The organism is Serratia sp. 1D1416, assembly GCF_003641105.1.
GTDB classification, from domain to species: domain Bacteria; phylum Pseudomonadota; class Gammaproteobacteria; order Enterobacterales; family Enterobacteriaceae; genus Serratia; species Serratia ficaria.
Map to the genome: position 1 here is coordinate 536,513 of NZ_CP032738.1, position 20,708 is coordinate 557,220.

18 protein-coding genes, 1 tRNA gene and 3 pseudogenes are annotated in these 20,708 nt (G+C 61.1%); 4 read left to right on the forward strand and 18 right to left on the reverse strand.

Going from position 1 to position 20,708, the window contains the following annotated elements; genetic code table 11:
* Positions 1-1,596 carry an ABC transporter substrate-binding protein gene (locus D7I37_RS02580; protein ID WP_129543278.1) on the reverse strand — a complete coding sequence of 532 codons (1,596 nt, stop codon included), beginning with the start codon at positions 1,594-1,596 and terminating at the stop codon, positions 1-3.
* Between the two features lie 2 nt (positions 1,597-1,598).
* Complete coding sequence (locus tag D7I37_RS02585) at positions 1,599-2,915, reverse strand: M20 family metallopeptidase (protein WP_129543279.1); 1,317 nt, start codon at positions 2,913-2,915, stop codon at positions 1,599-1,601.
* Between the two features lie 77 nt (positions 2,916-2,992).
* On the opposite strand from D7I37_RS02585, the gene D7I37_RS02590 reads away from it, so the two are divergent.
* Positions 2,993-3,766, forward strand: a complete 774-nt coding sequence (locus D7I37_RS02590; protein ID WP_129543280.1) for a GntR family transcriptional regulator — start codon at positions 2,993-2,995, stop codon at positions 3,764-3,766.
* A 90-nt stretch (positions 3,767-3,856) separates the two neighbouring features.
* Here the strand turns inward: D7I37_RS02590 and D7I37_RS02595 are convergent, their stop codons facing one another.
* The 7 genes from D7I37_RS02595 to xerD form a co-directional block, all read right to left on the reverse strand.
* A complete protein-coding gene (locus D7I37_RS02595; protein WP_129543281.1) occupies positions 3,857-4,054 on the reverse strand; it encodes a transposase in 198 nt (65 codons plus the stop codon).
* A 303-nt stretch (positions 4,055-4,357) separates the two neighbouring features.
* Positions 4,358-4,431 (reverse strand) — tRNA-Gly (locus D7I37_RS02600).
* 158 nt (positions 4,432-4,589) lie between these two features.
* Positions 4,590-6,107: a lysine--tRNA ligase gene (gene lysS, locus D7I37_RS02605; RefSeq protein WP_061796927.1), complete on the reverse strand. Its 1,518-nt coding sequence runs from the start codon at positions 6,105-6,107 to the stop codon at positions 4,590-4,592.
* Positions 6,108-6,116: 9 nt separating this feature from the next.
* A protein-coding gene (prfB, locus tag D7I37_RS02610; RefSeq protein ID WP_115939790.1) for a peptide chain release factor 2 occupies positions 6,117-7,215 on the reverse strand; the annotation gives its coding sequence in 2 pieces (ribosomal slippage) (positions 6,117-7,139 and positions 7,141-7,215; 1,098 coding nt in all).
* 167 nt (positions 7,216-7,382) lie between these two features.
* Positions 7,383-9,116, reverse strand: a complete 1,734-nt coding sequence (recJ, locus tag D7I37_RS02615; RefSeq protein WP_095099097.1) for a single-stranded-DNA-specific exonuclease RecJ — start codon at positions 9,114-9,116, stop codon at positions 7,383-7,385.
* 6 nt (positions 9,117-9,122) lie between these two features.
* Positions 9,123-9,839 carry a bifunctional protein-disulfide isomerase/oxidoreductase DsbC gene (dsbC, locus tag D7I37_RS02620; RefSeq protein WP_061796933.1) on the reverse strand — a complete coding sequence of 239 codons (717 nt, stop codon included), beginning with the start codon at positions 9,837-9,839 and terminating at the stop codon, positions 9,123-9,125.
* A 28-nt stretch (positions 9,840-9,867) separates the two neighbouring features.
* Positions 9,868-10,767 carry a site-specific tyrosine recombinase XerD gene (xerD, locus tag D7I37_RS02625; protein WP_095100284.1) on the reverse strand — a complete coding sequence of 300 codons (900 nt, stop codon included), beginning with the start codon at positions 10,765-10,767 and terminating at the stop codon, positions 9,868-9,870.
* A gap of 106 nt (positions 10,768-10,873) precedes the next feature.
* Here xerD and fldB point away from each other — a divergent pair, with 106 nt between their 5' ends.
* Positions 10,874-11,392, forward strand: coding sequence for a flavodoxin FldB (gene fldB, locus D7I37_RS02630; RefSeq protein ID WP_061796935.1), 519 nt, complete (start codon positions 10,874-10,876; stop codon positions 11,390-11,392).
* Between the two features lie 37 nt (positions 11,393-11,429).
* Here fldB and creD read toward each other — a convergent pair.
* From creD to sdhE, 5 genes and pseudogenes are all read right to left on the reverse strand, one after another.
* Positions 11,430-12,787 (reverse strand): annotated as a pseudogene (gene creD / locus D7I37_RS02635) (cell envelope integrity protein CreD).
* Positions 12,788-12,867: 80 nt separating this feature from the next.
* Positions 12,868-14,286 (reverse strand): two-component system sensor histidine kinase CreC, encoded by a 1,419-nt coding sequence (creC, locus tag D7I37_RS02640; protein ID WP_095099103.1) that lies wholly within the window; start codon positions 14,284-14,286, stop codon positions 12,868-12,870.
* Entirely contained in the window at positions 14,283-14,978 is a 696-nt protein-coding gene (gene creB / locus D7I37_RS02645; RefSeq protein WP_061796942.1) for a two-component system response regulator CreB, read from the reverse strand. The genes creC and creB overlap by 4 nt, the downstream gene beginning before the upstream one ends.
* Positions 14,978-15,400 (reverse strand): protein YgfX, encoded by a 423-nt coding sequence (locus D7I37_RS02650; protein ID WP_061796944.1) that lies wholly within the window; start codon positions 15,398-15,400, stop codon positions 14,978-14,980. The genes creB and D7I37_RS02650 overlap by 1 nt, the downstream gene beginning before the upstream one ends.
* Entirely contained in the window at positions 15,381-15,647 is a 267-nt protein-coding gene (sdhE, locus tag D7I37_RS02655) for an FAD assembly factor SdhE (protein WP_061796946.1), read from the reverse strand. Before sdhE ends, D7I37_RS02650 begins: the two co-directional genes overlap by 20 nt.
* A 323-nt stretch (positions 15,648-15,970) precedes the next feature.
* Here sdhE and ygfZ point away from each other — a divergent pair, with 323 nt between their 5' ends.
* The gene (gene ygfZ, locus D7I37_RS02660; RefSeq protein WP_061796947.1) at positions 15,971-16,963 is read left to right on the forward strand and encodes a tRNA-modifying protein YgfZ; all 993 of its coding nucleotides are present in this window, start codon (positions 15,971-15,973) and stop codon (positions 16,961-16,963) included.
* Positions 16,964-16,998: 35 nt separating this feature from the next.
* Here ygfZ and D7I37_RS02665 read toward each other — a convergent pair.
* Positions 16,999-17,166, reverse strand: a pseudogene (locus D7I37_RS02665) (DUF2165 family protein); the annotation flags it as partial.
* A 25-nt stretch (positions 17,167-17,191) separates the two neighbouring features.
* Complete coding sequence (locus tag D7I37_RS02670; protein WP_061796950.1) at positions 17,192-17,866, reverse strand: hemolysin III family protein; 675 nt, start codon at positions 17,864-17,866, stop codon at positions 17,192-17,194.
* A 183-nt stretch (positions 17,867-18,049) separates the two neighbouring features.
* On the opposite strand from D7I37_RS02670, the gene D7I37_RS02675 reads away from it, so the two are divergent.
* Positions 18,050-18,658, forward strand: a complete 609-nt coding sequence (locus D7I37_RS02675) for an HD family hydrolase (RefSeq protein ID WP_061796951.1) — start codon at positions 18,050-18,052, stop codon at positions 18,656-18,658.
* A 39-nt stretch (positions 18,659-18,697) separates the two neighbouring features.
* Here D7I37_RS02675 and D7I37_RS02680 read toward each other — a convergent pair.
* Together D7I37_RS02680 and D7I37_RS02685 are read right to left on the reverse strand one after the other, a co-directional pair.
* Positions 18,698-20,019: pseudogene (locus D7I37_RS02680) on the reverse strand (MFS transporter).
* Entirely contained in the window at positions 20,016-20,669 is a 654-nt protein-coding gene (locus D7I37_RS02685; RefSeq protein ID WP_061796970.1) for a DUF4286 family protein, read from the reverse strand. The pseudogene D7I37_RS02680 and the gene D7I37_RS02685 overlap by 4 nt, the downstream one beginning before the upstream one ends.
* Between the last annotated feature and the right edge of the window lie 39 nt (positions 20,670-20,708).

The window sequence follows — 20,708 nt, forward strand, 5'->3', positions numbered from 1 at the left end:
CTATTTTCGGGTCGGGGCTTTCGCCGTCAGCCACACATGATCAAGACGGAACACCGCACCACGCGGATGCAGCCGATAACCGGCGACGTAATCGCGCCCTGCTGCCAGCAAATCGAAGAACACCGGGATCAGCGACGGCACATCGTCGTGCATCAGTTTTTGCGCCCTGCCGTACAGTTCGGTACGTTTTGCCGGATCGGCGGTTTCACGCGCCGCTTTCACCGCGGCATCGAATTCGGCGTTGTTCCAGCGGGTTTCGTTCCAGGAGGCCGTCGAGGTGTAAAGCAGGGAAAAAACGGCGTCAGGCGTTGGCTGCATGTTGTAGAAACCGACATAAAAATTGCCTTTTTTCCACACCTGATCGAGATACGTGCTGTGTGCCATCGTCTGCACGTTAATGCGAAAACCGCCCGGTTTGGCCATTTCACGCAACGCAATCCCAAGCTGGGTGCGGGTGGACGGTTTATCAGAAGCGATCAGCGTCAGATCTAATCCGTCGGGATAACCGGCGTCTTTCAGCAACGCTTTGGCTTTGGCGTAATCCGGCTCTTTCAGCGGCTCATTCAGGTAATACGGATAGGCCGTGTTGAGCGGGGTATCGTTACCTGCCGTGCCGTAGCCTTCGGCAACAAAATCCACCGTGGCTTTGCGATCCACACACAGCGCCAGCGCCTGACGCACGCGCACATCATTGAATGGTTTGGTGTCACACCCCATGTTCACGTTGAGGAACTGACCGGACGGCACGCGCAGCGGCACTATGCCGGAGGATTTGGACAGCCGTGCAAATTCGGTAGAGGCGGCGGAAAGCATCAGATCGGTGTCACCGGCAATCAGCGCCGAGCCTTCAGCAATGGCATCCGGATAGACCACCACTTCAACGCGGTCCAGATGCGGGCGCGACGGATCGTAATAATGCGGATTGCGCTCAACCACAATCAGGCGCTCAGGGTCAAACGACACCAGTCTGAATGGCCCCGTGCCGATGGCCTCTTTGCTCAGGCGCTCAAGCTGTCCGCCCGCAATCGCCGCAGGAATAATCTTCGCATCGGGATACGCCAGCATTACCGGCAGATCGGCATAAGGGCCGTCGGTGCCAATCACTACGGTGCCGGCATCCGGTGCGGTCACGGTTTTGATCGGGCCGATATTGTGCTGGCCGGGTGAGGCATTGTTCGGGTCGAGAATGGCATTCAGGCTGGCCACAACGTCAGCAGAGGTGCAGGCAGAACCGTCGTGGAAACTGAGGTTTTTGCGCAGGATAAAGGTCCACTGCGTCAGGTCATCGTTGACTTTCCAGGACTCGGCTAAATCCGCTTCGGCTTTCATGTCCTGCGTCAGGCGGGTCAGGCCGCTGTACAGCAATTCTGCTATCAGATATTCCGGATTGACGCGCGCCTGCTGCGGATTAAGCATGCCTGCCGCCTGGTCAACACTGATGCGCAGTACGCCGCCTTTGCGCGGTGAACCGCTGGAACCGGTGGCGCTGGACACGGCAGCGGAAACATGACCCGACCACGGCAACATCGCCGCGCCGGCGAGAATGGTGGTTCCTGCGATAAACTGACGGCGGTTAACGCCTTTCATTGCACACATTATTAAACCCTCTCTGCGGGATTCGAAAAGCCCTGGATTGGCGAATTTTCCGTGGGAGTAAAATCGGCCGCTAAATAAGCAAGAATTGATTGCGATAACGCGACGACGTCCTGCATCGTTGTGTATTCGTCCGATGCATGGATACGGTTTTCCGGCCGGGCGAGTCCGCCGAGTAGAATTTCCTGAATGCCTGCCTGCTGAACCCAGCCCATATCGGAACTGGTGGAAGAACCCCAGACAGCGAAATCGTTTGCGCGAAAGCCGAAACCCCGGCTAAGTGCCGCGAGCCAGCGTGGCCAATGCGGACCGGTTGGATCACTGACCGGTGCCAGATGGCCGATCAGGTGATATTCCACCGCCAGCGCCGCGGAGCCTTTCATTGCCTGCCCGATACAATCCGTGAGCTCTTTAAGGACGATTTCAAACGGTTCTTCCGGCGAATAGCGGCGGTTAACCAGCAGTTCAAAGCGTGCGGGTAGGGTTGAACCTTTGCTCCCCCCCTGCGCGGCAGCCAGCGTGAGACGTGACGTAAGCGGACGCCCTTCGAAATGTGGCGGCGCAGGCATGGCGGAGGCACGTTGTTCGACATCGAGTTTCAGCGCGTGCAGCGCATTCATCAGCGGCAGGCTTTCTTCAATAGCATTAATGCCACCGACCGGGTCGCCGGAATGCGCAGAACGGCCGGTGATACAAATTTTGAGGTCGATGCTGCCGAAACAGCCGCCCCAGATACGCGGCACCGCCCCGCCGTTAAAGCTGAGCATGTGGCCGGAAAATAATTTTTGTTCCGCCAGATACCGCACGCCGGGATACAAGCCGCCTTCCTCATCGGTACACAACAGCAAAACCGGATTAAATTTCAGTGCCAGTGCGTGGCGTTGCGCGGCGCGAATGGCCGCGAGCGTTGCCACAATCGTGCCTTTCATATCAGCGGCACCGCGACCGATCAGTTTGCCGTCCGCACAGGTCAGCGCCAGCGGCGGGTGATTCCAGCCATCGCCAGCGGGTACGGTATCGACGTGGAAATAGAGATTACAGGCTTCCGCCGCACTGCCCGGCAATGTAGCAATCACATTGACCCGCTCGCCCTGCGCGCCGCCGTCCGGTGTTTGCCATAAATTTTCCGGCACACTGACGCGCTGGCAGGAAAACCCCATGGGTTCGAGCAAAGACTCCATCAGGCTGGCAAATGCCGGATAACCGGTACCCGGCGGGAAGCAGGTATCGACTGCCAGCATCTGGCTGAGATCCTGTAAAATGGCGGCTTCGTCCTGCCGGATGGAGTCCAGCGCAATTTGCAAACTTCCTTCGCACGACATGCTATACTCGCCTCACTATATTTCTATATAGTTTATAGATAAAACAGATACCCATTCAGGTCAATAGGTAATCAGGTATGACACAACAAAATAAAGCAGAGCAGGACGCTTCTCCTTTTGGCCGGTTAAGCGAAAGGGAATCCGCGCCGTTATATGAAGTGGTGAAACGTCACATCAGCGAATCCATCCTGATTGGCGAGCTGCCGCCGGGCACGGTTTTGCCGAGCGAAAACGCGCTGGCAACGGACTTCGGGGTTTCGGTGGGTACGGTACGAAAAGCGCTCTCGGCGCTGACAACGGAAGGCATGCTGATGCGGCGTCGCAAGACCGGCACCGTCGTCACCGGTTGGGCACCGCTGCACAATCTCAGTTATTTTTTCCAGTATTTCCGCCTGCATGGCCGCGATGGGGCGCTGCTGAATTCCGAGACTATTTTGCTCGATCATCAGACAGGTCAGGCCAGCGCCCGTGAAGCCGAAAAGCTGCAAATTGACGACGGTGCACCGGTTATCCGCATCCGTCGTTTACGTCGGGTTAAAGGCATTCCCGCCATGCACGAACGGCTGGTGTTACCGGCTGAACGCCTGCCGGACTTCCCTGCCGCCGGTGATTTGCCTTCGCTGCTGTACCGTTTTCTGCTGGAAAAGTACGGCGTCCGCGTGGCGGCCGTGCGCGAGCAGCTGATCGCAGAAATGGCCGATGCCGACGATCTGAAATGGCTGGAACTCGAAGCCCCGCATGCGGTGATGGTGATCGACGAAGTGTCGTTTGATCAAAGCGCCGTGCCGGTGATCATGGCGCACCACAGGTTTAGCACGGATCACTTTATGTATGTGAATGAGATTCGGTAGTGGCAGGGTGCGGCTACAAAGGGGCCGCTTTAAAACCAACTTCAAGGGCAAGGTCAAGACCCTGGCATGCACGGACTTGGCCCAGGAAGTCTATATGGAGGAGTAACTTAAGGCGAAATTCTCTGCCTTCGAATCCTGCACGTCTATAAGCCAGGATTTAGATTTCCAGTTGTAGTAAGTCGCCTCAGAGATACCGACCTCGCGGCAAACATCCTTAACAGTTCGTCCGGCTTCAACGGACTTAATCACGGCGATGAGCTGATACTCAGTAAAATGGGCTTTACGCATAGCGATCTCCTTCGTTTGGCAGATTGAGTATGCCGGAAGATCTCTAAAAGTGAATGGTTCGATTATGCGGGATACTTACACTATGAGCTTTAGAGAGGTTTTAAGCCGTGATTGGCGGCATCGTCTATCAAGTTGGATTATCGCAGTTTGAGAGGTGGAGCTACTGCCAGCAAGAGGGTATGATCTCTAACCAATCAACACACCTGTCGCGACAGGTGAGCGTGTAGTTCAATGGTAACAATCAGAGAGGCAACGCCTCTGTAGAGGGCTATTTTAGCTGGATAGTGTAGCTAAAAGAGAACTTGGAGCGGGTGAAGGGAATCGAACCCTCGTATGCAGCTTGGGAAGCTGCCGTTCTACCATTGAACTACACCCGCATCGGTGTGCGACTGGCATTATAACCGGTTATCGGCACCGGGCAAGCGAAGATGGCGCGTAACTGCCGATGTTTTAAGCAGTTAGCGTGCCGGCCCGTTATCGCAGCGAAAAAAAACCGGCACAGTCGCCCGTGCCGGTTTTTTCACGCTAAGCGAGGTTACTTCTGCGGGCGCATCGCCGGGAACAGAATCACGTCGCGGATGGTGTGGCTGTTGGTGAACAGCATCACCATGCGGTCGATACCGATGCCCAGACCTGCGGTCGGCGGCAGGCCGTGCTCCAGCGCGGTCACGTAGTCTTCGTCGTAGAACATCGCTTCGTCGTCGCCGGCGTCTTTGGCGTTCACCTGGTCGGCGAAGCGCTGCGCCTGATCTTCGGCGTCGTTCAGCTCGGAGAAGCCGTTGCCGATTTCACGGCCGCCGATGAAGAACTCGAAGCGGTCGGTGATTTCCGGGTTCACGTCGTTACGGCGCGCCAGCGGAGACACTTCCGCCGGGTACTCGGTGATGAAGGTCGGCTGAATCAGATGGCTTTCCGCCACCTCTTCGAAGATCTCGGTCACTACGCGGCCCAGACCCCAGCTCTTCTCAACCTTGATGCCGATGGATTCGGCGATGGCCACCGCTTTACCCATGTCGGCCAGGTCTGCCAGATCGGTTTCCGGACGGTATTTCTTGATGGCCTCGGTCATGGTCAGCTTTTCAAACGGCTTGCCGAAATCGAACACTTCGTCGCCGTACTGCACCTGGCTGTTGCCCAGCACTTTCTCGGTCAGGGTGCGGAACAGCGATTCGGTCAGCTCGATCAGGTCTTTGTAATCCGCGTAGGCCATATAGAGTTCCATCATGGTGAACTCTGGGTTATGGCGCGGGGAAACGCCTTCGTTGCGGAAGTTGCGGTTGATTTCGAACACCCGCTCAAAGCCGCCGACCACCAGGCGCTTCAGATACAGTTCCGGCGCGATGCGCAGGTACATGTCGATGTCCAGCGCATTGTGGTGGGTGATGAACGGACGCGCGGAGGCGCCACCCGGGATCACCTGCATCATGGGGGTTTCGACCTCCATGAAGCCGCGTTCCACCATGAAGTTGCGGATCGCCGCCATCACCTGAGAACGCACCTTGAAGGTGTTGCGCGATTCTTCGTTGGCGATCAGGTCCAGGTAACGCTGGCGATAACGGGTTTCCTGATCGGCCAGGCCGTGAAACTTGTCCGGCAGCGGGCGCAGGGCCTTGGTCAGCAGGCGCAGTTCGGTACAATGGATCGACAGTTCGCCGGTCTTGGTTTTGAACAGCTTGCCGCGCGCGCCGAGGATATCGCCCAGGTCCCACTTCTTGAACTGCTCGTTGTAGACGCCTTCGGCCAGATCGTCGCGCGCCACATACAGCTGAATGCGGCCGCCCACGTCCTGCAGGGTGACGAACGATGCCTTGCCCATGATGCGGCGGGTCATCATGCGGCCCGCCACGGTGACTTCTACGCCCAGCGCTTCCAGCTCTTCGTTTTCTTTGTCGTCATAAGCGGCGTGCAGCTTGTCAGACGTGGCGTCGCGACGGAAATCGTTCGGGAACGCAATGCCGTTGTCGCGCAGGCCGGCCAGCTTCTCGCGGCGGGACTGCAGCTCGTTATTGAGATCCAGCGCCTGATCGGCGCCCTGTGGTTGTTGCTCAGACATTTCTGTTCCTCATAACCCGGCTTTCAAACTTGCCTCAATGAATTTGTCCAGGTCGCCATCCAGTACGGCCTGCGTGTTACGCGTTTCAACGTTGGTGCGCAAATCCTTGATGCGGGAGTCGTCCAGCACGTAAGAGCGGATCTGGCTGCCCCAACCGATGTCGGACTTGTTGTCTTCCATCGTCTGTTTATCAGCATTTTTCTTTTGCATCTCAAACTCGTACAGCTTGGCTCGCAGCTGTTTAAACGCTTGATCCTTGTTCTTATGCTGAGAACGGTCGTTCTGGCACTGCACCACGATATTGGTTGGCAGGTGGGTAATACGCACCGCGGATTCGGTTTTGTTTACGTGCTGGCCGCCAGCACCGGAGGCGCGGTAAACGTCGATACGCAGGTCCGCCGGGTTGATTTCGATATCGATATCGTCGTCCACTTCCGGGTAGATGAACACCGAGCTGAACGAGGTATGACGACGGCCGCCGGAATCGAACGGGCTCTTGCGCACCAGGCGGTGCACGCCGGTTTCAGTGCGCAACCAGCCGAACGCGTAGTCGCCGATAATCTTGATGGTGGCGGATTTCAGGCCCGCCACGTCGCCGTCGGACTCTTCGATCACTTCGGTCTTGAAGCCTTTGGCCTCGGCCCAGCGCAGATACATGCGCAGCAGCATGCTGGCCCAGTCCTGCGCTTCGGTGCCGCCGGAACCGGCCTGGATATCCAGGTAGCAGTCGGCGCTGTCGTATTCGCCGGAGAACATGCGGCGGAATTCCAGCTGATCCAGCTTGGCCATCAGCAGATCGAGCTCGGCGCCCGCTTCGTTGAAGGTTTCTTCATCGTCGGCTTCCACCGCCAATTCCAGCAGGCCGCTGACGTCTTCGCCGCCCTGCTCCAGTTGGTCGATGGTTTCAACGATGGCTTCCAGCGCCGCGCGCTCTTTGCCCAGCGCCTGTGCGCGCTCGGGTTCGTTCCAGACGTCAGGCTGTTCCAGCTCGGCGTTGACTTCTTCTAGGCGTTCTTTCTTGGCATCATAGTCAAAGATACCCCCTAAGAACGGCAGTCCGCTCGGACAGGTCCTGAATTCGGTTTTTTACCGGATTAATTTCAAACATGGTTTTTGCGTTCTTTTACGTTGATGTCGTCGATGGCGAAATGCCATTGGAACCGGTAATTCTAACGGATCCGGGCGGCAGTTTATAGCGAGTTGCTCAGTTTTTGTGGCGATCGGAAAGGAAGCCGGGGCTGGCTTTGCCAAACCCCGGATGATAGAGGACAAGTGTCAGCGCGGCCAAAGATGCTGGATCAGCAATTGCACGTTGCGGTTGCCGCGGAACTCGTTGACGTCGAGCTTGTAGGCCAACTCCACCTCGCGCACGCTGCTGTCCGGCCACAGCGCGGTGTCCACGTTGAAGGCGATGCCGTCGAGCAGCGGGCCGCCGCCGAGCGGCTCCACCATCAGCTTCAGGTGCTTCTCGCCCACCAGCCGCTGCTGCAGGATGCGGAACCTGCCGTCGAAGGTCGGCTCCGGGAACGCCTGGCCCCAGGGGCCGCCCTCGCGCAGCAGCTCCGCCGTGGTCAACGACAGCTCCTGCATCGCCAGCTCGCCGTCGGACCAAATCACCCCTTCCAGCATCGCCGGATCGAGCCACTCGCCCACCAGCTCGCCGAAGCGCTGGCGAAACTCGTCGAATTTGGCCTCTTCCAGCGATAGCCCGGCCGCCATCGCATGGCCGCCGAATTTCATCATCAGGCCGGGATTCAGCGTATCCAGCCGCTCCAGCGCGTCGCGCATGTGCAGGCCGGCCACCGAACGGCCGGAGCCCTTCAAAATGCCGTCCCCCGCCGGAGCGAAGGCGATCACCGGGCGGTGAAAACGTTCTTTGATGCGCGAAGCCAGAATGCCCACCACGCCCTGATGCCATTCCGGATGGTACATCGCCAGGCCGTAAGGCAGTTCGGTGCTGGTGCGCTCCAGCTGGTCGCACAGCTGCAGCGCTTCCACCTGCATGCCCTGCTCAATCTCGCGCCGCGTTTGATTCAACGCGTCAAGATCGTTGGCCAGCATGCGCGCCTGCGCGATGTCGTCGCTCAGCAGCAGCGCCACCCCCACCGACATGTCGTCCAGCCGTCCGGCGGCGTTGAGCCGCGGGCCGAGCGCAAAGCCGAGATCGTTGGCCGCCAGCTGGCGCGCGTCGCGGTTGGCGACCTCCAGCAGCGCGCGGATGCCCGGCCGGCATTTGCCGGCGCGGATGCGGTTTAGCCCCTGATACACCAGAATGCGGTTGTTGGCGTCCAGCGGCACCACGTCGGCAACCGTACCCAGCGCCACCAGATCCAGCAGTTCAGCCAGATTGGGCATCGCCAGGGCGCGCTGCTCGAACCAACCGCCGTCGCGCAGCCGGGCGCGCAGCGCCAGCATCAGATAAAAGGCGACGCCCACCCCGGCCAGCGATTTGGACGGGAACTCACAGCCGCGCAGGTTGGGGTTCACGATCGCCTCGGCCGCCGGCAGGGTGTCGCCCGGCAGGTGGTGATCGGTCACCAGCACCTGCATGCCCTTGGCGTGCGCCACGTCGACCCCGGCGTGCGAAGAGATGCCGTTATCGACGGTCAGGATCAGTTGCGCGCCGCGCGCCGCCGCCTGTTCCACCACTTCGGGGCTCAGGCCGTAGCCGTCTTCGAAGCGGTTCGGCACCAGATAATCGACGTCGCCGCCGCCCATGCTGCGCAGCGCCAGCACCGTCAGCGCGGTGCTGGTGGCGCCGTCGGCGTCGAAGTCGCCCACCACCATGATGCGCCGCCGGTCGGCCAGCGCCTGCTGCAGAATGCCGACGGCGTCGTCGATGCCGTCCAGCTGCTGCCAGGGCAGCATGCCCTTGACGCTGCGCTCCAGTTCCTGTTCGCCCTGCACGCCGCGCAGCGCGTATAAACGGCGCAGCAGCGGAGGCAGGCTGGCTGGCAGGTGGCTTTCGTCCGCCGCCGGTCGGCGGCGTAGTTGCGTTTTCATGCTCACCGGCGATTAACCACCGGCTTTGGTGGCGGCCTGATGCGCATCCAGCATGGCGGCCAGCTCTTTCGGCCCCTGATAGCCGGGGATCATCATGCCGTTCTCCAGAATGATCGCCGGAGTGCCCTGAATGCCGAACTGCACGCCCAGCGCGTAGTGTTTGCCGATGTCGGTTTTGCAGGTCGCCGGAGACACCGCGTCGCCCTTCATGGCGGCGTCAAACGCCTTGGCCTTGTCGGCGGTGCACCAGATCGACTGCATGTCTTTCTCGGCCTGAGACTCCAGCCCCTGGCGCGGGAACGCCAGATAACGCACGGTAATGCCCAGATCGTTATACTCTTTCATCTGCTGATGCAGCTTGTGGCAATAGCCGCAGGTAATGTCGGTAAACACGGTGATCACGTGTTTTTCCTTCGGCGCCTTGTAGACGATCATCTGATCTTTCAGCGCATCCAGCTTGGTGCCCAGCAGCTGATTGGTCACGTTCACCGGCTCTTTGCCGCTGACGTCGTACAGCGGGCCCTGCAGAATATGTTTGCCGTCTTCGGATACGTACAGCACGCCGCTGTCGGTCAGCACGGTTTTCAGGCCGCTGACCGGTGAAGGCTGCACGTCCGCCTGCTGAATGCCCAGGCTGCCGAGGGCTTTTTTGATGGCCGCGTCATCGGCGTGTGCCGCGCCGGATACCGAAGCCACCAGCAGGGAGAGCAGCATTAAACCTTTTTTCATTGTTCCAATCCTTTCGAACCCGGCGCGTCTAGGCGCGCGGGTGATGCTGTTGATGTAGCTGTTTCAGTCGTTCGGTCGCTACATGAGTATAAATTTGCGTAGTGGAGAGATCGCTGTGCCCCAATAACATCTGTACGACACGGAGATCGGCCCCATGGTTCAGCAAATGGGTGGCGAACGCGTGGCGCAACACGTGCGGCGACAAACGTTCGCTGTCGATGCCGGCAAGGATCGCATAGTGTTTGATGCGATGCCAGAACGTCTGTCGGGTCATTTGCTGGCAGCGGTTGCTGGGGAACAGCACGTCCAGCGTCTGCCCGTTGACCAGCCAGGGGCGGCCGTGTTCCAGATAGTTTTCGATCCAGTACACCGCCTCTTCGCCCAGCGGCACCAGCCGCTCTTTGTTGCCCTTGCCGATCACCCGCACCACGCCCTGCCGCAGGCTGACGTCGCTGAGGGTCAGCCCGACCAGTTCGGAAACCCGCAGGCCGGTGGCGTAGAGCACTTCGAGCATCGCCTTGTCGCGCAGCTCCAGCGGCTGATCGACGCAGGGAGCCTGCAGCAGGGCGTCGACCTGCGCTTCGCTCAGATCCTTCGGCAACCGCTGCGGCAGCTTCGGCGAAGCCAGCAGCGCGGTCGGGTCGTCTTCGCGCAGCTTCTCGCGGTACAGATACTGGAACAGGCGGCGCATGGCGCTCAGCAGGCGCGCGGAGCTGGTGGCCTTGTAGCCGCCGTCCACCCGTTCGGCGAGGAACGCCTGCAGATCCAGCGCTTCCGCCTGCAGCAGCGGGGTCTGGTGATGGTTAAGCCAGGCGACCAGCGCCTGCAAATCCAGCCGATAAGAGGCCAGCGTATTTTCCGCCAGATTGCGCTCGAGCCACAGCGCATCCAGGAATTGTTCAATCAGCGTATGGTCTTGCTGTTGCACGCGGTCCTCTCTTTGTTGCGTTTCCACCCGCGCCATTATGCCTTAAGCCGGCGCAAATCTGGTACACTCGCGGTAATTCTATGAACGGCAACATAACGGTTTAAACATGAAGATTGGTCTGTTTTACGGCTCCAGCACCTGCTACACCGAGATGGCGGCAGAAAAAATCCGTGAGATTCTGGGTGAAGACCTGGTCGACCTGCACAACCTGAAAGACGTCTCCCCCCAGTTGATGGAAGACTATTCCATCCTGATCCTCGGTATCCCGACCTGGGATTTCGGCGAGCTGCAGGAAGACTGGGAGGCGATTTGGCCGCAGCTGGCGGCGCTGGATCTGAAAGGCAAGATCGTCGCCATGTACGGCATGGGCGATCAGCTGGGCTACGGGGAATGGTTCCTGGATGCGCTGGGCATGCTGCACGATCAGATCGCGCCGCTGGGCGTACAGTTTATCGGCTTCTGGCCAATCGACGGCTTTGAGTTCACCAGCCCCAAACCGCTGAGCGCCGACGGCAAACACTTTGTCGGCCTGGCGCTCGACGAGGTCAATCAGTACGACATGAGCGAAGACCGCCTGCAGCAATGGTGCGAACAGATCCTGCTGGAGATGGAGCCGCTGCTGTAGCGGCCCCGGGCGCGTTCGGCGCGCCCGACCCCCCGGCTTACTTCCACAGCCGGAAACGCTGTTCGCCGCCGGTCGCCGCGTCCCCCGCCAGGCGCGCCGGATCGGCCACCCGATACCAGTCCAGCTTGCGCGTCAACAGCATGATCCCCGCCAGAATAGCGAACAACAGCCCGGCCCCCAGCGCCAGCGCGTTATCTTCCGACTGCAGCAGCAGATACAGCACGCCATACAACAGCAACAGGCTGGCGGCGAACAGCGCGCCGCGCAGCTTGCCGCGCAACACCGCGCTCAGATAGAAGGCGATCAGTCCGCTGCAGGCGATGCCGGCCAACAGATAGGCGACGGCAAAGCCGAGATGCTCGGAAAAAGCCAGCAAGATCAGGTAAAACAGCACCAGCGCCGCACCGACCAGCAGATACTGGATCGGGTGCACCCGCAGGCCGGTCAGGGTTTCGAACAGGAAGAACGCCATAAACGTCAGGCCGATGAACAGCACCGCGTACTTCACCGCGCGCTCGGTCAGTTGGTAATGATCGACCGGTTCGATCAGGCTGGCGCTGAACGCCGGCAGTTTGTCCTCATCGAGGATGCCATCGTCGTAATGGAAAGCGCTGTTGATATTGTTGGCGAACCAGGTGCTGCGCCAGCGGGCGCTGAAGCCCCGCTCCGTGATCTTGCGCTCATCCGGCAGGAAATTGCCGAGGAAGTTCGGGTGCGGCCAGTTGCTCTGCAGCCGCAGCTCGCTGCTGCGGCCCAGCGGCACCAGCGACAGGCTGCTGGTGCCCGCCAGCGTCAGGGTGAAGTCGGCGCTCAGCCCTCTTTTTGCAGCATCGCCAGCGTCAAGGGCGCATGAATGCCCTGCGGCAAGCCGTTGACGCCGGTACCGGGCTCAAACGCCACCGGCTGCGGCCCGCCCAGCGGGGAAATGCTCTTGATGCCGCGCGAATCGCTCAGCGCCACCAGCAGGAACGGCCGGCCGACGGTGACGTTGCTGCGCTGCAGGTCCGCCAGATCGGGCTGACCGAACTGCACCTTGAAGTTCAGCGGCCCCTGATAAACCTGAGTCTGATAGATGCCCAGCCTGCGCGCCTCTACGTTCGGCGTGCCGGCGACCTGCAGGGTTTCCGGCAGCAAATAGCGATGATGCCGCACCCGCTGCACCACCTTTTGCCCTTGGTCGTCCTGTTTCTCTTCCCGTTCGGTATAGGGGATGACGATCAGCGGGCCGAGAATGCGCTGCGCCCGGCTGGTGCTTTCGCTCACCTGGCCGACCACGCTTTGGCGATAGCCGCTGCGCTCTTCAATCACGTTCATCAACTGGCTGATGGGGATAATCATCAGGATCATCAGGCCCAGCAGGGTGGCTATTTTCCAAAACAATACCGATTTCATCATGTGCGCTCCTTGTAGGTAATAGCGCCACGATAAAACCCGCCGGTGAAATCAGGATGTGGTTGTGTGAAGGGACGGTGAAGTCACAGCGATAAAGTGAAGATGGCCTCTACGCCGTGCGGCCGGCGATTATGCAGGCTGATGCCGCCGCGATGCAGGCGCGCCACTTCCTGCACGAAATTCAGCCCCAGACCGCTGCTTTTCGGCCGATCGGCGCGCGCCAGCGAATAGAAGCGTTCGAACACCTTACCGATCGCGTAGTCAGGAATGCCGCTGCCGTCGTCGCAAACCATGATTCGATAGCGCTGCTCCCGCCGTTCGCCGCGCACGCGGATCGTACCGCCCGGCGGCGTGAAGTCGAGCGCGTTATCCAGCAGGTTGGTCAGCGCCTGGCTGAGCAGCAGCGCATCGCCGTTCAGCGTCGCCTCGGCCAGCGCCTCTACCTGCAACCGCACCTGGCGCTGCGCCGCCTGCGCTTCCTTGCCGGCCGCCGCCTGGCGCACCAGCGCCGCGATCGCCACCGGCGCCAGATCCAGCTCCGGCCGGCTCTCCAGCCGCGCCTGCACCAGCAGCTTGTCCACCAGTTGCTGAATGCGCGCGCTCTGCTGTTCGATATTGGTCAGAAAACGCCGGGCGGTCGCCGGCGGCGGCAGCTCCTGCAGCAGTTCCGCCGCGCCGCGTATCGCCGCCAGCGGGCTTTTCAGTTCGTGGGTCAGGGTATGCACGTATTGTTCGATGTAGGCTTTGCCCTCCAGCTTCAGCCGCATGCTTTCCAGCGCCTGCGCCAGCTGGGCCAGCTCGCGGCCGCCCATGTTGGGCAGCGGCGCGTCTTCGCCCTGCGCCACGCCGTCGGCGTAGCGCACCAGCCGGCCAATCGAACGGTTGATCCACCAGACGAAGGCCAGGCCTATCAGCAAGGCAATCCCCAACAGCAGCGCACCGGCCCACAGAATGCGCCGTTCGCTGCGCTTGATCACCGGCGCCATGGTGCTGTTGGGCTTGCCGACGCTGAGCACGCCGATGATTTTACCCTGTTCGATCACCGGCGCGGCCACGTACATCACCGAGCTGTTCTCGTCCTGCGGATCGCTGCGCGTGCTGCGGGCGCCGTACTGGCCGCGCAGCGTCAGGTGAACGTCGTTCCAGCGCGAGTAGTCCTGCCCCTGCGCCCGGCCGGCGGAATCGAAAATCACCCTGCCGCGCGCATCGGTGAGATACGCGTGATATTCGCTGCGATCCTTGCGAATGCCGGCGATATTGGCGCCGATCGGCCGCTGGTTCAATTGGGAGAAAGCCTGCGCCAGCTGGCCGTGCGACGCATCGCCCCGCCGCATGTCCTGCCGCGCGATCTGCGCCAGCAGGTTGGCGGTGTCGACCAAGGTGCCTTCGGTGGCGCGGCGCACGCCGGGCTTCACCTCCTGCACAAAGATGCTCAGTACGAAATAGCCCGCCACCGCCACGATCAGGAAGTATCCCAGCAGCAGCCGCAGGCCAATTTTCATGGCTGGCGGCTCACGCTGTAGCCCAGTCCGCGATGGGTATGAATCGGCGGTTCGCCGGGATCCACCGCGCGCAGCTTGGCGCGCAGCGTTTTGATGTGGGTATCGACGGTGCGATCCAGGCTCTCTTCCGCCTGCGCCCAGACGCAGTCCATCAACTGCTGGCGCGAGAACACCCGCCCGGGCGCCAGCAGCAAGGTTTTCAGCAGTAAAAATTCGTAGCGGGTCAGCGACAGCGGCCGCTGATGGTAACTGATGGTCGCCGCCTGTTCGTCGAGCATGAAGGGGCCGAAATGATACGGCGCGGCCTGCTGCAGGCGCTGCTGCTTGTGCAGACGGCGCAGAATGGTGCGCACCCGGGCGCTGACTTCGCGCGGGGAAAAGGGTTTGGCGACGTAGTCGTCGGCGCCGATCTCCAGCCCGATCAGCCGGTCTACCTCATCGCTGCGGGCGGTCAGGAACAGCACCGGCAACTCCGCCGCTTGAGCCAGCAGGCGGCGGCACAGTTCGAATCCGTTGATGTCCGGCAAGCCGACGTCGAGGATCGCCAGCGCCGGTGCCCCCTGCGCCAACGCCTGCAGCGCCGGTTCTCCGCGTTCGAACCAGCGCACCTGAAAGCCTTCGCTCTCCAGGGTGTAAATCAGCGTATCGGCGATACTGGGCTCATCTTCCACCAGCCAGAGCAGGGGTTTCATCAGGCGTCCTCGTCATCGCCGGCCGGCGGATACAGCAACAGCTGGCGCAGATGCCGCCACTCTTCCTTACCCATGCTGTCCGAGGCCAGCCACAGCCGGCGGCGCTTTTTGCCCGCCAGCGGCTGCAGCGTCAGCAGCATGCCGTAGCCGAGCATCCAGGGCTTTTTCGCCAACCGCCATTCGCGGCCGTGCCAGCTGAAACGCCGGTCCGCCAGCAGGCGCAGTTCTCCCTGCGCCGCGGCGATGCGCTTCTGGCTGCGGATGCATTGAAACACCACCAGCGTCAACAGCACCAGCCAGATCGGCCCGTAGCCTTCCGGCCATGGCGAAATCAGGATCAGCAGTATCAGAATGCCGTGCGTCAGCAGCGAAAATAACTGGGTGCGCCAGGAAATGCGGACGTCACATCGCCACTGGGCCACGGTCTTTATTTCGCGTTTGGATCAGGGTCACCATTCTCTGCAGCTCGCTGTCCTGCGGCGCGCCATGATTCATCAGCCAGTTGAACAGATCGGGATCGTCACACTCCAGCAGGCGGATAAACAGCGCCTTGTCGGTATCATTCAGCTGGTCGTACTCGTATTCGAAGAACGGCATGATGGAGATGTCCAACTCGCGCATGCCGCGGCGGCAGGCCCAGTGAATACGTGCTTTGTTATTAATATCCATGTTGTTATGACTAACCTCTTTTCAGCGCGGCCTCGCCAGCGCAGGGTTCAAAGGACACACTGTATGGCAACGCCGTCGCGATATAATTCCATCGGCCAGGGATCTGTCTGCAAGGGGTCGCCCTTGGCCGCAAGCCTATAGAGTAACAATTTGACATACTCGCCGGGAAGGACGTTCTGTGCGTAAACGCAATAAAGCGTGAAATGTCAAAAAAAGCGCTGCCGGGCGCCGCGGCGCGAATAACAGTTTGCAAAGCCCGCCGCCTCTTTTACCATGGGCTTAACACACCCTCAGGTAAGCTAAACGTTAAGCAGGATCTTACTATGGCGTATAACATTCCATTCCCACCCCGTCAGCCTTCCGCCTCCACCCATCTGCCCCTGACCCTGATCTCGCTGGAAGACTGGGCGCTGGTGACGCTGAATGGGCCAGATACGGTTAAATACCTTCAGGGCCAGGTGACGGCGGATATCGACGCGCTGGCGGCGGACCAGCACGTGCTGTGCGGCCACTGCGACGCCAAGGGCAAAATGTGGAGCAACCTGCGCCTGTTCCACCGCGGCGAGGGCTTCGCCTATCTGGAGCGCCGCAGCGTGCTGGACAGCCAGCTGGCGGAAATCAAGAAATACGCGGTGTTTTCCAAAATCACCATCGCCGCCGACAACGACGCGGTACTGCTCGGCGTGGCCGGTTTCCAGGCGCGCGCGGCGCTGGCGGGCCTGTTCAACGCCCTGCCGGATGCCGATCATCAGGTAGTGCAGGACGGCGACACCACCCTGCTGCACTTCGCCCTGCCGGCGGAGCGTTTCCTGCTGGCGACCACCGCCGCCGTTGCCGAACGGCTGGTGGCCAAACTGCATGAACAGGCCGAGCTGAACGACAGCGGCCAATGGTTGGCGCTGGATATCGAAGCCGGTTACCCGATTATCGACAGCGCCAACAGCGCGCAGCTGATACCGCAGGCCACCAACCTGCAGGCGCTGCAGGGCATCAGCTTCAGCAAGGGTTGCTATACCGGTCAGGAAATGGTGGCGCGCGCCAAGTTCCGCGGCGCCAACAAACGCGCGCTGTACTGGCTGGAAGGCAAGGCCGGGCGCACGCCGCAGCCGGCGGAAGATCTGGAACTGCAGCTGGGTGAGAATTGGCGCCGCACCGGCACCGTGCTGGCCGCCAGCCAACTGGCCGACGGCACGCTGTGGGTACAGGTGGTGATGAACAACGATCTGGCAGCCGACAGCAAGCTGCGGGTGCGCGATGACGCCGCCAGCCAGCTGGCGATCAAGCCGCTGCCCTATTCGCTGGCCGAAGAAAAATAATCCCCCGGCAGCAGGCGCCCGCCCGCTGCCGCTTTTTACTCGTCCAATTCTCCGTCGCGCTGCACCAGATAGATCAGCACCAGAATAATGGTGACAAAGAAGCGAAACGCGCTGGGCACGCCGTTCCATTGCGGCGACATCCACATGCCGAGCCACTCCCCGCCGATCGACGTAAACCCGACCTGCCAGGTATTGATGAATCCTGTATAAGATGGGATTGCGGCGGGATCAGACGTACAGATAAATCGCCATGAAGTGGCAGACGCTGCCGCCGAGCACGAAGCCGTGCCAGATGGCGTGGCCGAAGCGGAAGCGTTTGGAGGCGTAGAAAATCACCCCCAGGGTATAAACCAACCCGCCAACCGCCAGCAGGGTGACGCCGCCGATGTCCAGCCGCGTCGCCAGCTGATAAATCACGATCAGCGACAGCCAGCCCATGGTCAGATAGGTCACCAGCGACAGCGCTTCAAAACGGTGGGCAAAAGCCAGCTTGAACAACACCCCCAGCAGCGCCAATCCCCAGATTACCGCCATCAGGCCCTTGGCCAGCGGCGAGTTCAGCCCCACCAGCAAAAATGGCGTGTAAGTGCCGGCAATCAGTAGATAAATGGCGCAGTGGTCAAACTTTTTCAGCCAGTGCTTGGCTTTCTGATGCGGGATGGCGTGGTACAGCGTGGAAGCGAGATACAGCAGGATCATGCTGCCGCCGTACAGGCTGTAACTGGTGATGGCCGTCATATCGGCACCGGTGTCCACCGCCTGCACCAGCAGCAATACCAGCCCGACGATGCCGAATACCAGCCCGATGCCGTGGCTGATGCTGTTGGCTATTTCCTCCGCCCACGGATAGGCTGCGGCGGCACTCTTTTCGCTCCCGGCTTTCACTACGCCCGTTTTTCCCATAAAACACAAACCCTCAAAACGCCCTGCATTGTTCGAAATTAACGCAAAACAGCTTAACTGAGAATAATTCCAGTGTACACGTGTACGCTAAAATAAAACTGTGAACGCGTGTAACCATCGAAATCCCCCGCCCACTGGTCTACAATCGTCAGGCTTCAACCCACCCACCACGAGGTTTACACCATGTCATCCGCTGTACCCGCGTTAGATTTCGGCTCCATGACCCAGGTCATTCAGTTCCTGATGGAAATCGACAAGTTGAAAAGCGTGCAACGCCGCACCAAGGTGCTGGGCACCCAGCGTCAGGAAAACTCCGCCGAGCACAGCTGGCACTTCGCCGTCGCCGCGCTCAGCCTGGCGCCCTATGCCGGTGAAGGCGTGGACATTCAGCGGGTGATCCAGATGGCGCTGCTGCACGACATCGTGGAAATCGACGCCGGCGACGTGCTGGTTTACGATCTGGCGGCCCGCGCGGCGATCCACGATCAGGAAGTGGCGGCGGCGCGGCGGCTGTTCGGCATGTTGCCGGACGCTCAACGCGAGTATTTCACCGCTTTATGGCAGGAATATGAAGACGGCGAGAGCGCCGATGCGCGCTTTGCGCTGGTGCTGGACCGCACCATGCCGATGCTGATGAACCTGCACAATGAAGGCCAGAGCTGGGTAGAAAACGGCATCAGCCTGGAGCAGGTGCTGTCGCGCAACACCCTGATCGCCGAGATCTATCCCGAACTGTGGCACCATCTGCTGCAGCACCTGCAGGATGCGCAGCGCAAAGGCTGGCTGAAGTAAGCGCATCGGGCTGCAGCGCCGCGGCTGCAGCCTTCTTGCTTACAACGGCTTATGCGCCGTTTCCCGCGCGGCCAGCACCGCCCACAGCGTAATCAGCAGCGCCACCACCACGTAGGCCGAGATCGCCAGCGTGCTGTTATAGGACTTGAACAGCGACGCGATGATCAGCGGGGCGAAACCGCCGCCCAGGATCCCCGCCAGCGTATAGGCCAGCGATGACCCGGCATAGCGCACCCGGGTCGGGAACTGCTCGGTGATAAACGCCGCCTGCGGGCCGTACATCGCCGCGTGGATCAGCAGGCCGACCACCACCGCCGTGCAGATCAGCACCGGCTGCGTGCTGTCGAGCAGCACGAAGAAGACAAACGCCCACGCCATCGCCGCCAGCGCCCCGCCGATGTATACCGGACGGCGGCCGAAGCGATCCGACAGCGCGCCGAACATCGGCACGGTAATGGCGTTGCCGATCGCCCCCAGCATGGTGGCGGCCAGCGCCAGCGGGCGCGGCAGATTCAGTACGGTGGTGACGTAGGTCAGGGTAAATACCACCACCAGCGCATAGAGCACGTCGGAACCGATGCGCGAGCCGCCGGCGATCAGCAGCGGGCGCATATGCTGGCTGAACACCTCGCGGATCGGCGCCTGGGTAACGTCTTTCGACGCCTCCAGCTGCAGAAACGCCGGCGTCTCGCCCACCCCGCGGCGCAGCCACAGGCCGAAGATCACCAGCACCAGGCTGAGCAGGAACGGAATGCGCCAGCCCCACAGCTGGAAATCATCCGCCGACATCGCCACCGTCACCAGCGTGATCAAACCGGTGCCTATCAGCGTGCCGCAGGAAGGTCCCACCTGCGCAAAGGAGGCGTTGCGCCCGCGCTGATGCGGTTTGCCGTGCTCCATCGACAGCAGCACCGCCCCGCCCACTCGCCGCCCAGCGCGATGCCCTGGATAAAGCGCAGCGTCACCAGCAGCAGCGGGCTCCAGATGCCCCAGCTGGCGTAACCCGGCAGCAGCCCCATCAGCGCGGTGGTCACCCCCATGATCACCAGGGTGGTGACCAGCACGAAGCGCCGCCCCAGCACGTCGCCGAGGTGGCCGAACACGATGCCGCCGATCGGCCGGGAAACATAGCCGACAGCATAGGTGGAGAACGCCAGAATGGTGCCCACCAGCGGATCGAACGACGGGAAGAACACGTGGTTGAAGATCAACGCCGCCATGATGTTGTAAACGGTGAAGTCATACCATTCCAGCGCGGTGCCGATCGAGCTGGCCGCCGCCAGTTTGCCGGTATTCGGCGGGTTGGCGGCCTGCGCTTTGGCCGACGAGGCCATTGGCGTTTCTGTGGTGGATGCGCTCATGATGTCAGCTCCTGTACGGTCAGTTGCCAGCCAAGGGCGTAATGCCAGGCGTCGCCGGCGGGGATTTTCAACGTGAGGCAGGCCTGCTCGGTCAGGCGCTGGCCGGCCTCGGCGCCGCTGCTTTCGATCAGCAGCATCGGCAGCAGCCGGCGGTTCTCGCGGGATTCTTTCGGCAGCGGCGAGCTGAGCTCGGCGTCCGGCGTCAACAGGCTGCTGCGCACAAAGCCGGGCTGTTCGGCCAACTGCGCGCCCAGCGCGGCGACGCTGGCGCGCAATGCCTCCGGCGCCGCCGGCGCCAGGGTGATAACGCCCAGATGGCTGCCGCAGCCCTGGCCGGTTACGGCCTCAACCGCACACACCCGGCGCATCGGGTTGCGCATCTTGTCCAGGCTGGCCACCGACCACGGCGTCTGGTGTTGGAAAGCGGCGCGGTAGGCTGCGGTGGTGAAGCTGGCCAGCGATTCGGTTTTATACAGCCCCAGATATTTACGCCCGCCCTGCAGCGCCTGATAGCGAGTACCGGATAAAAAGCCGGGCACCCGCACCCGCTCTTCGACGTGCTCACGGTCGTACCACTGATTGAAATCCGCCTCGTCCTGCGCGGCGACATCTGTTGCGACAAACAGCATTCCGTTCGGGGAACCGGTCATGGGGACTCTCCTGTTAACTCAAGTAAGGCGGGCAACGCC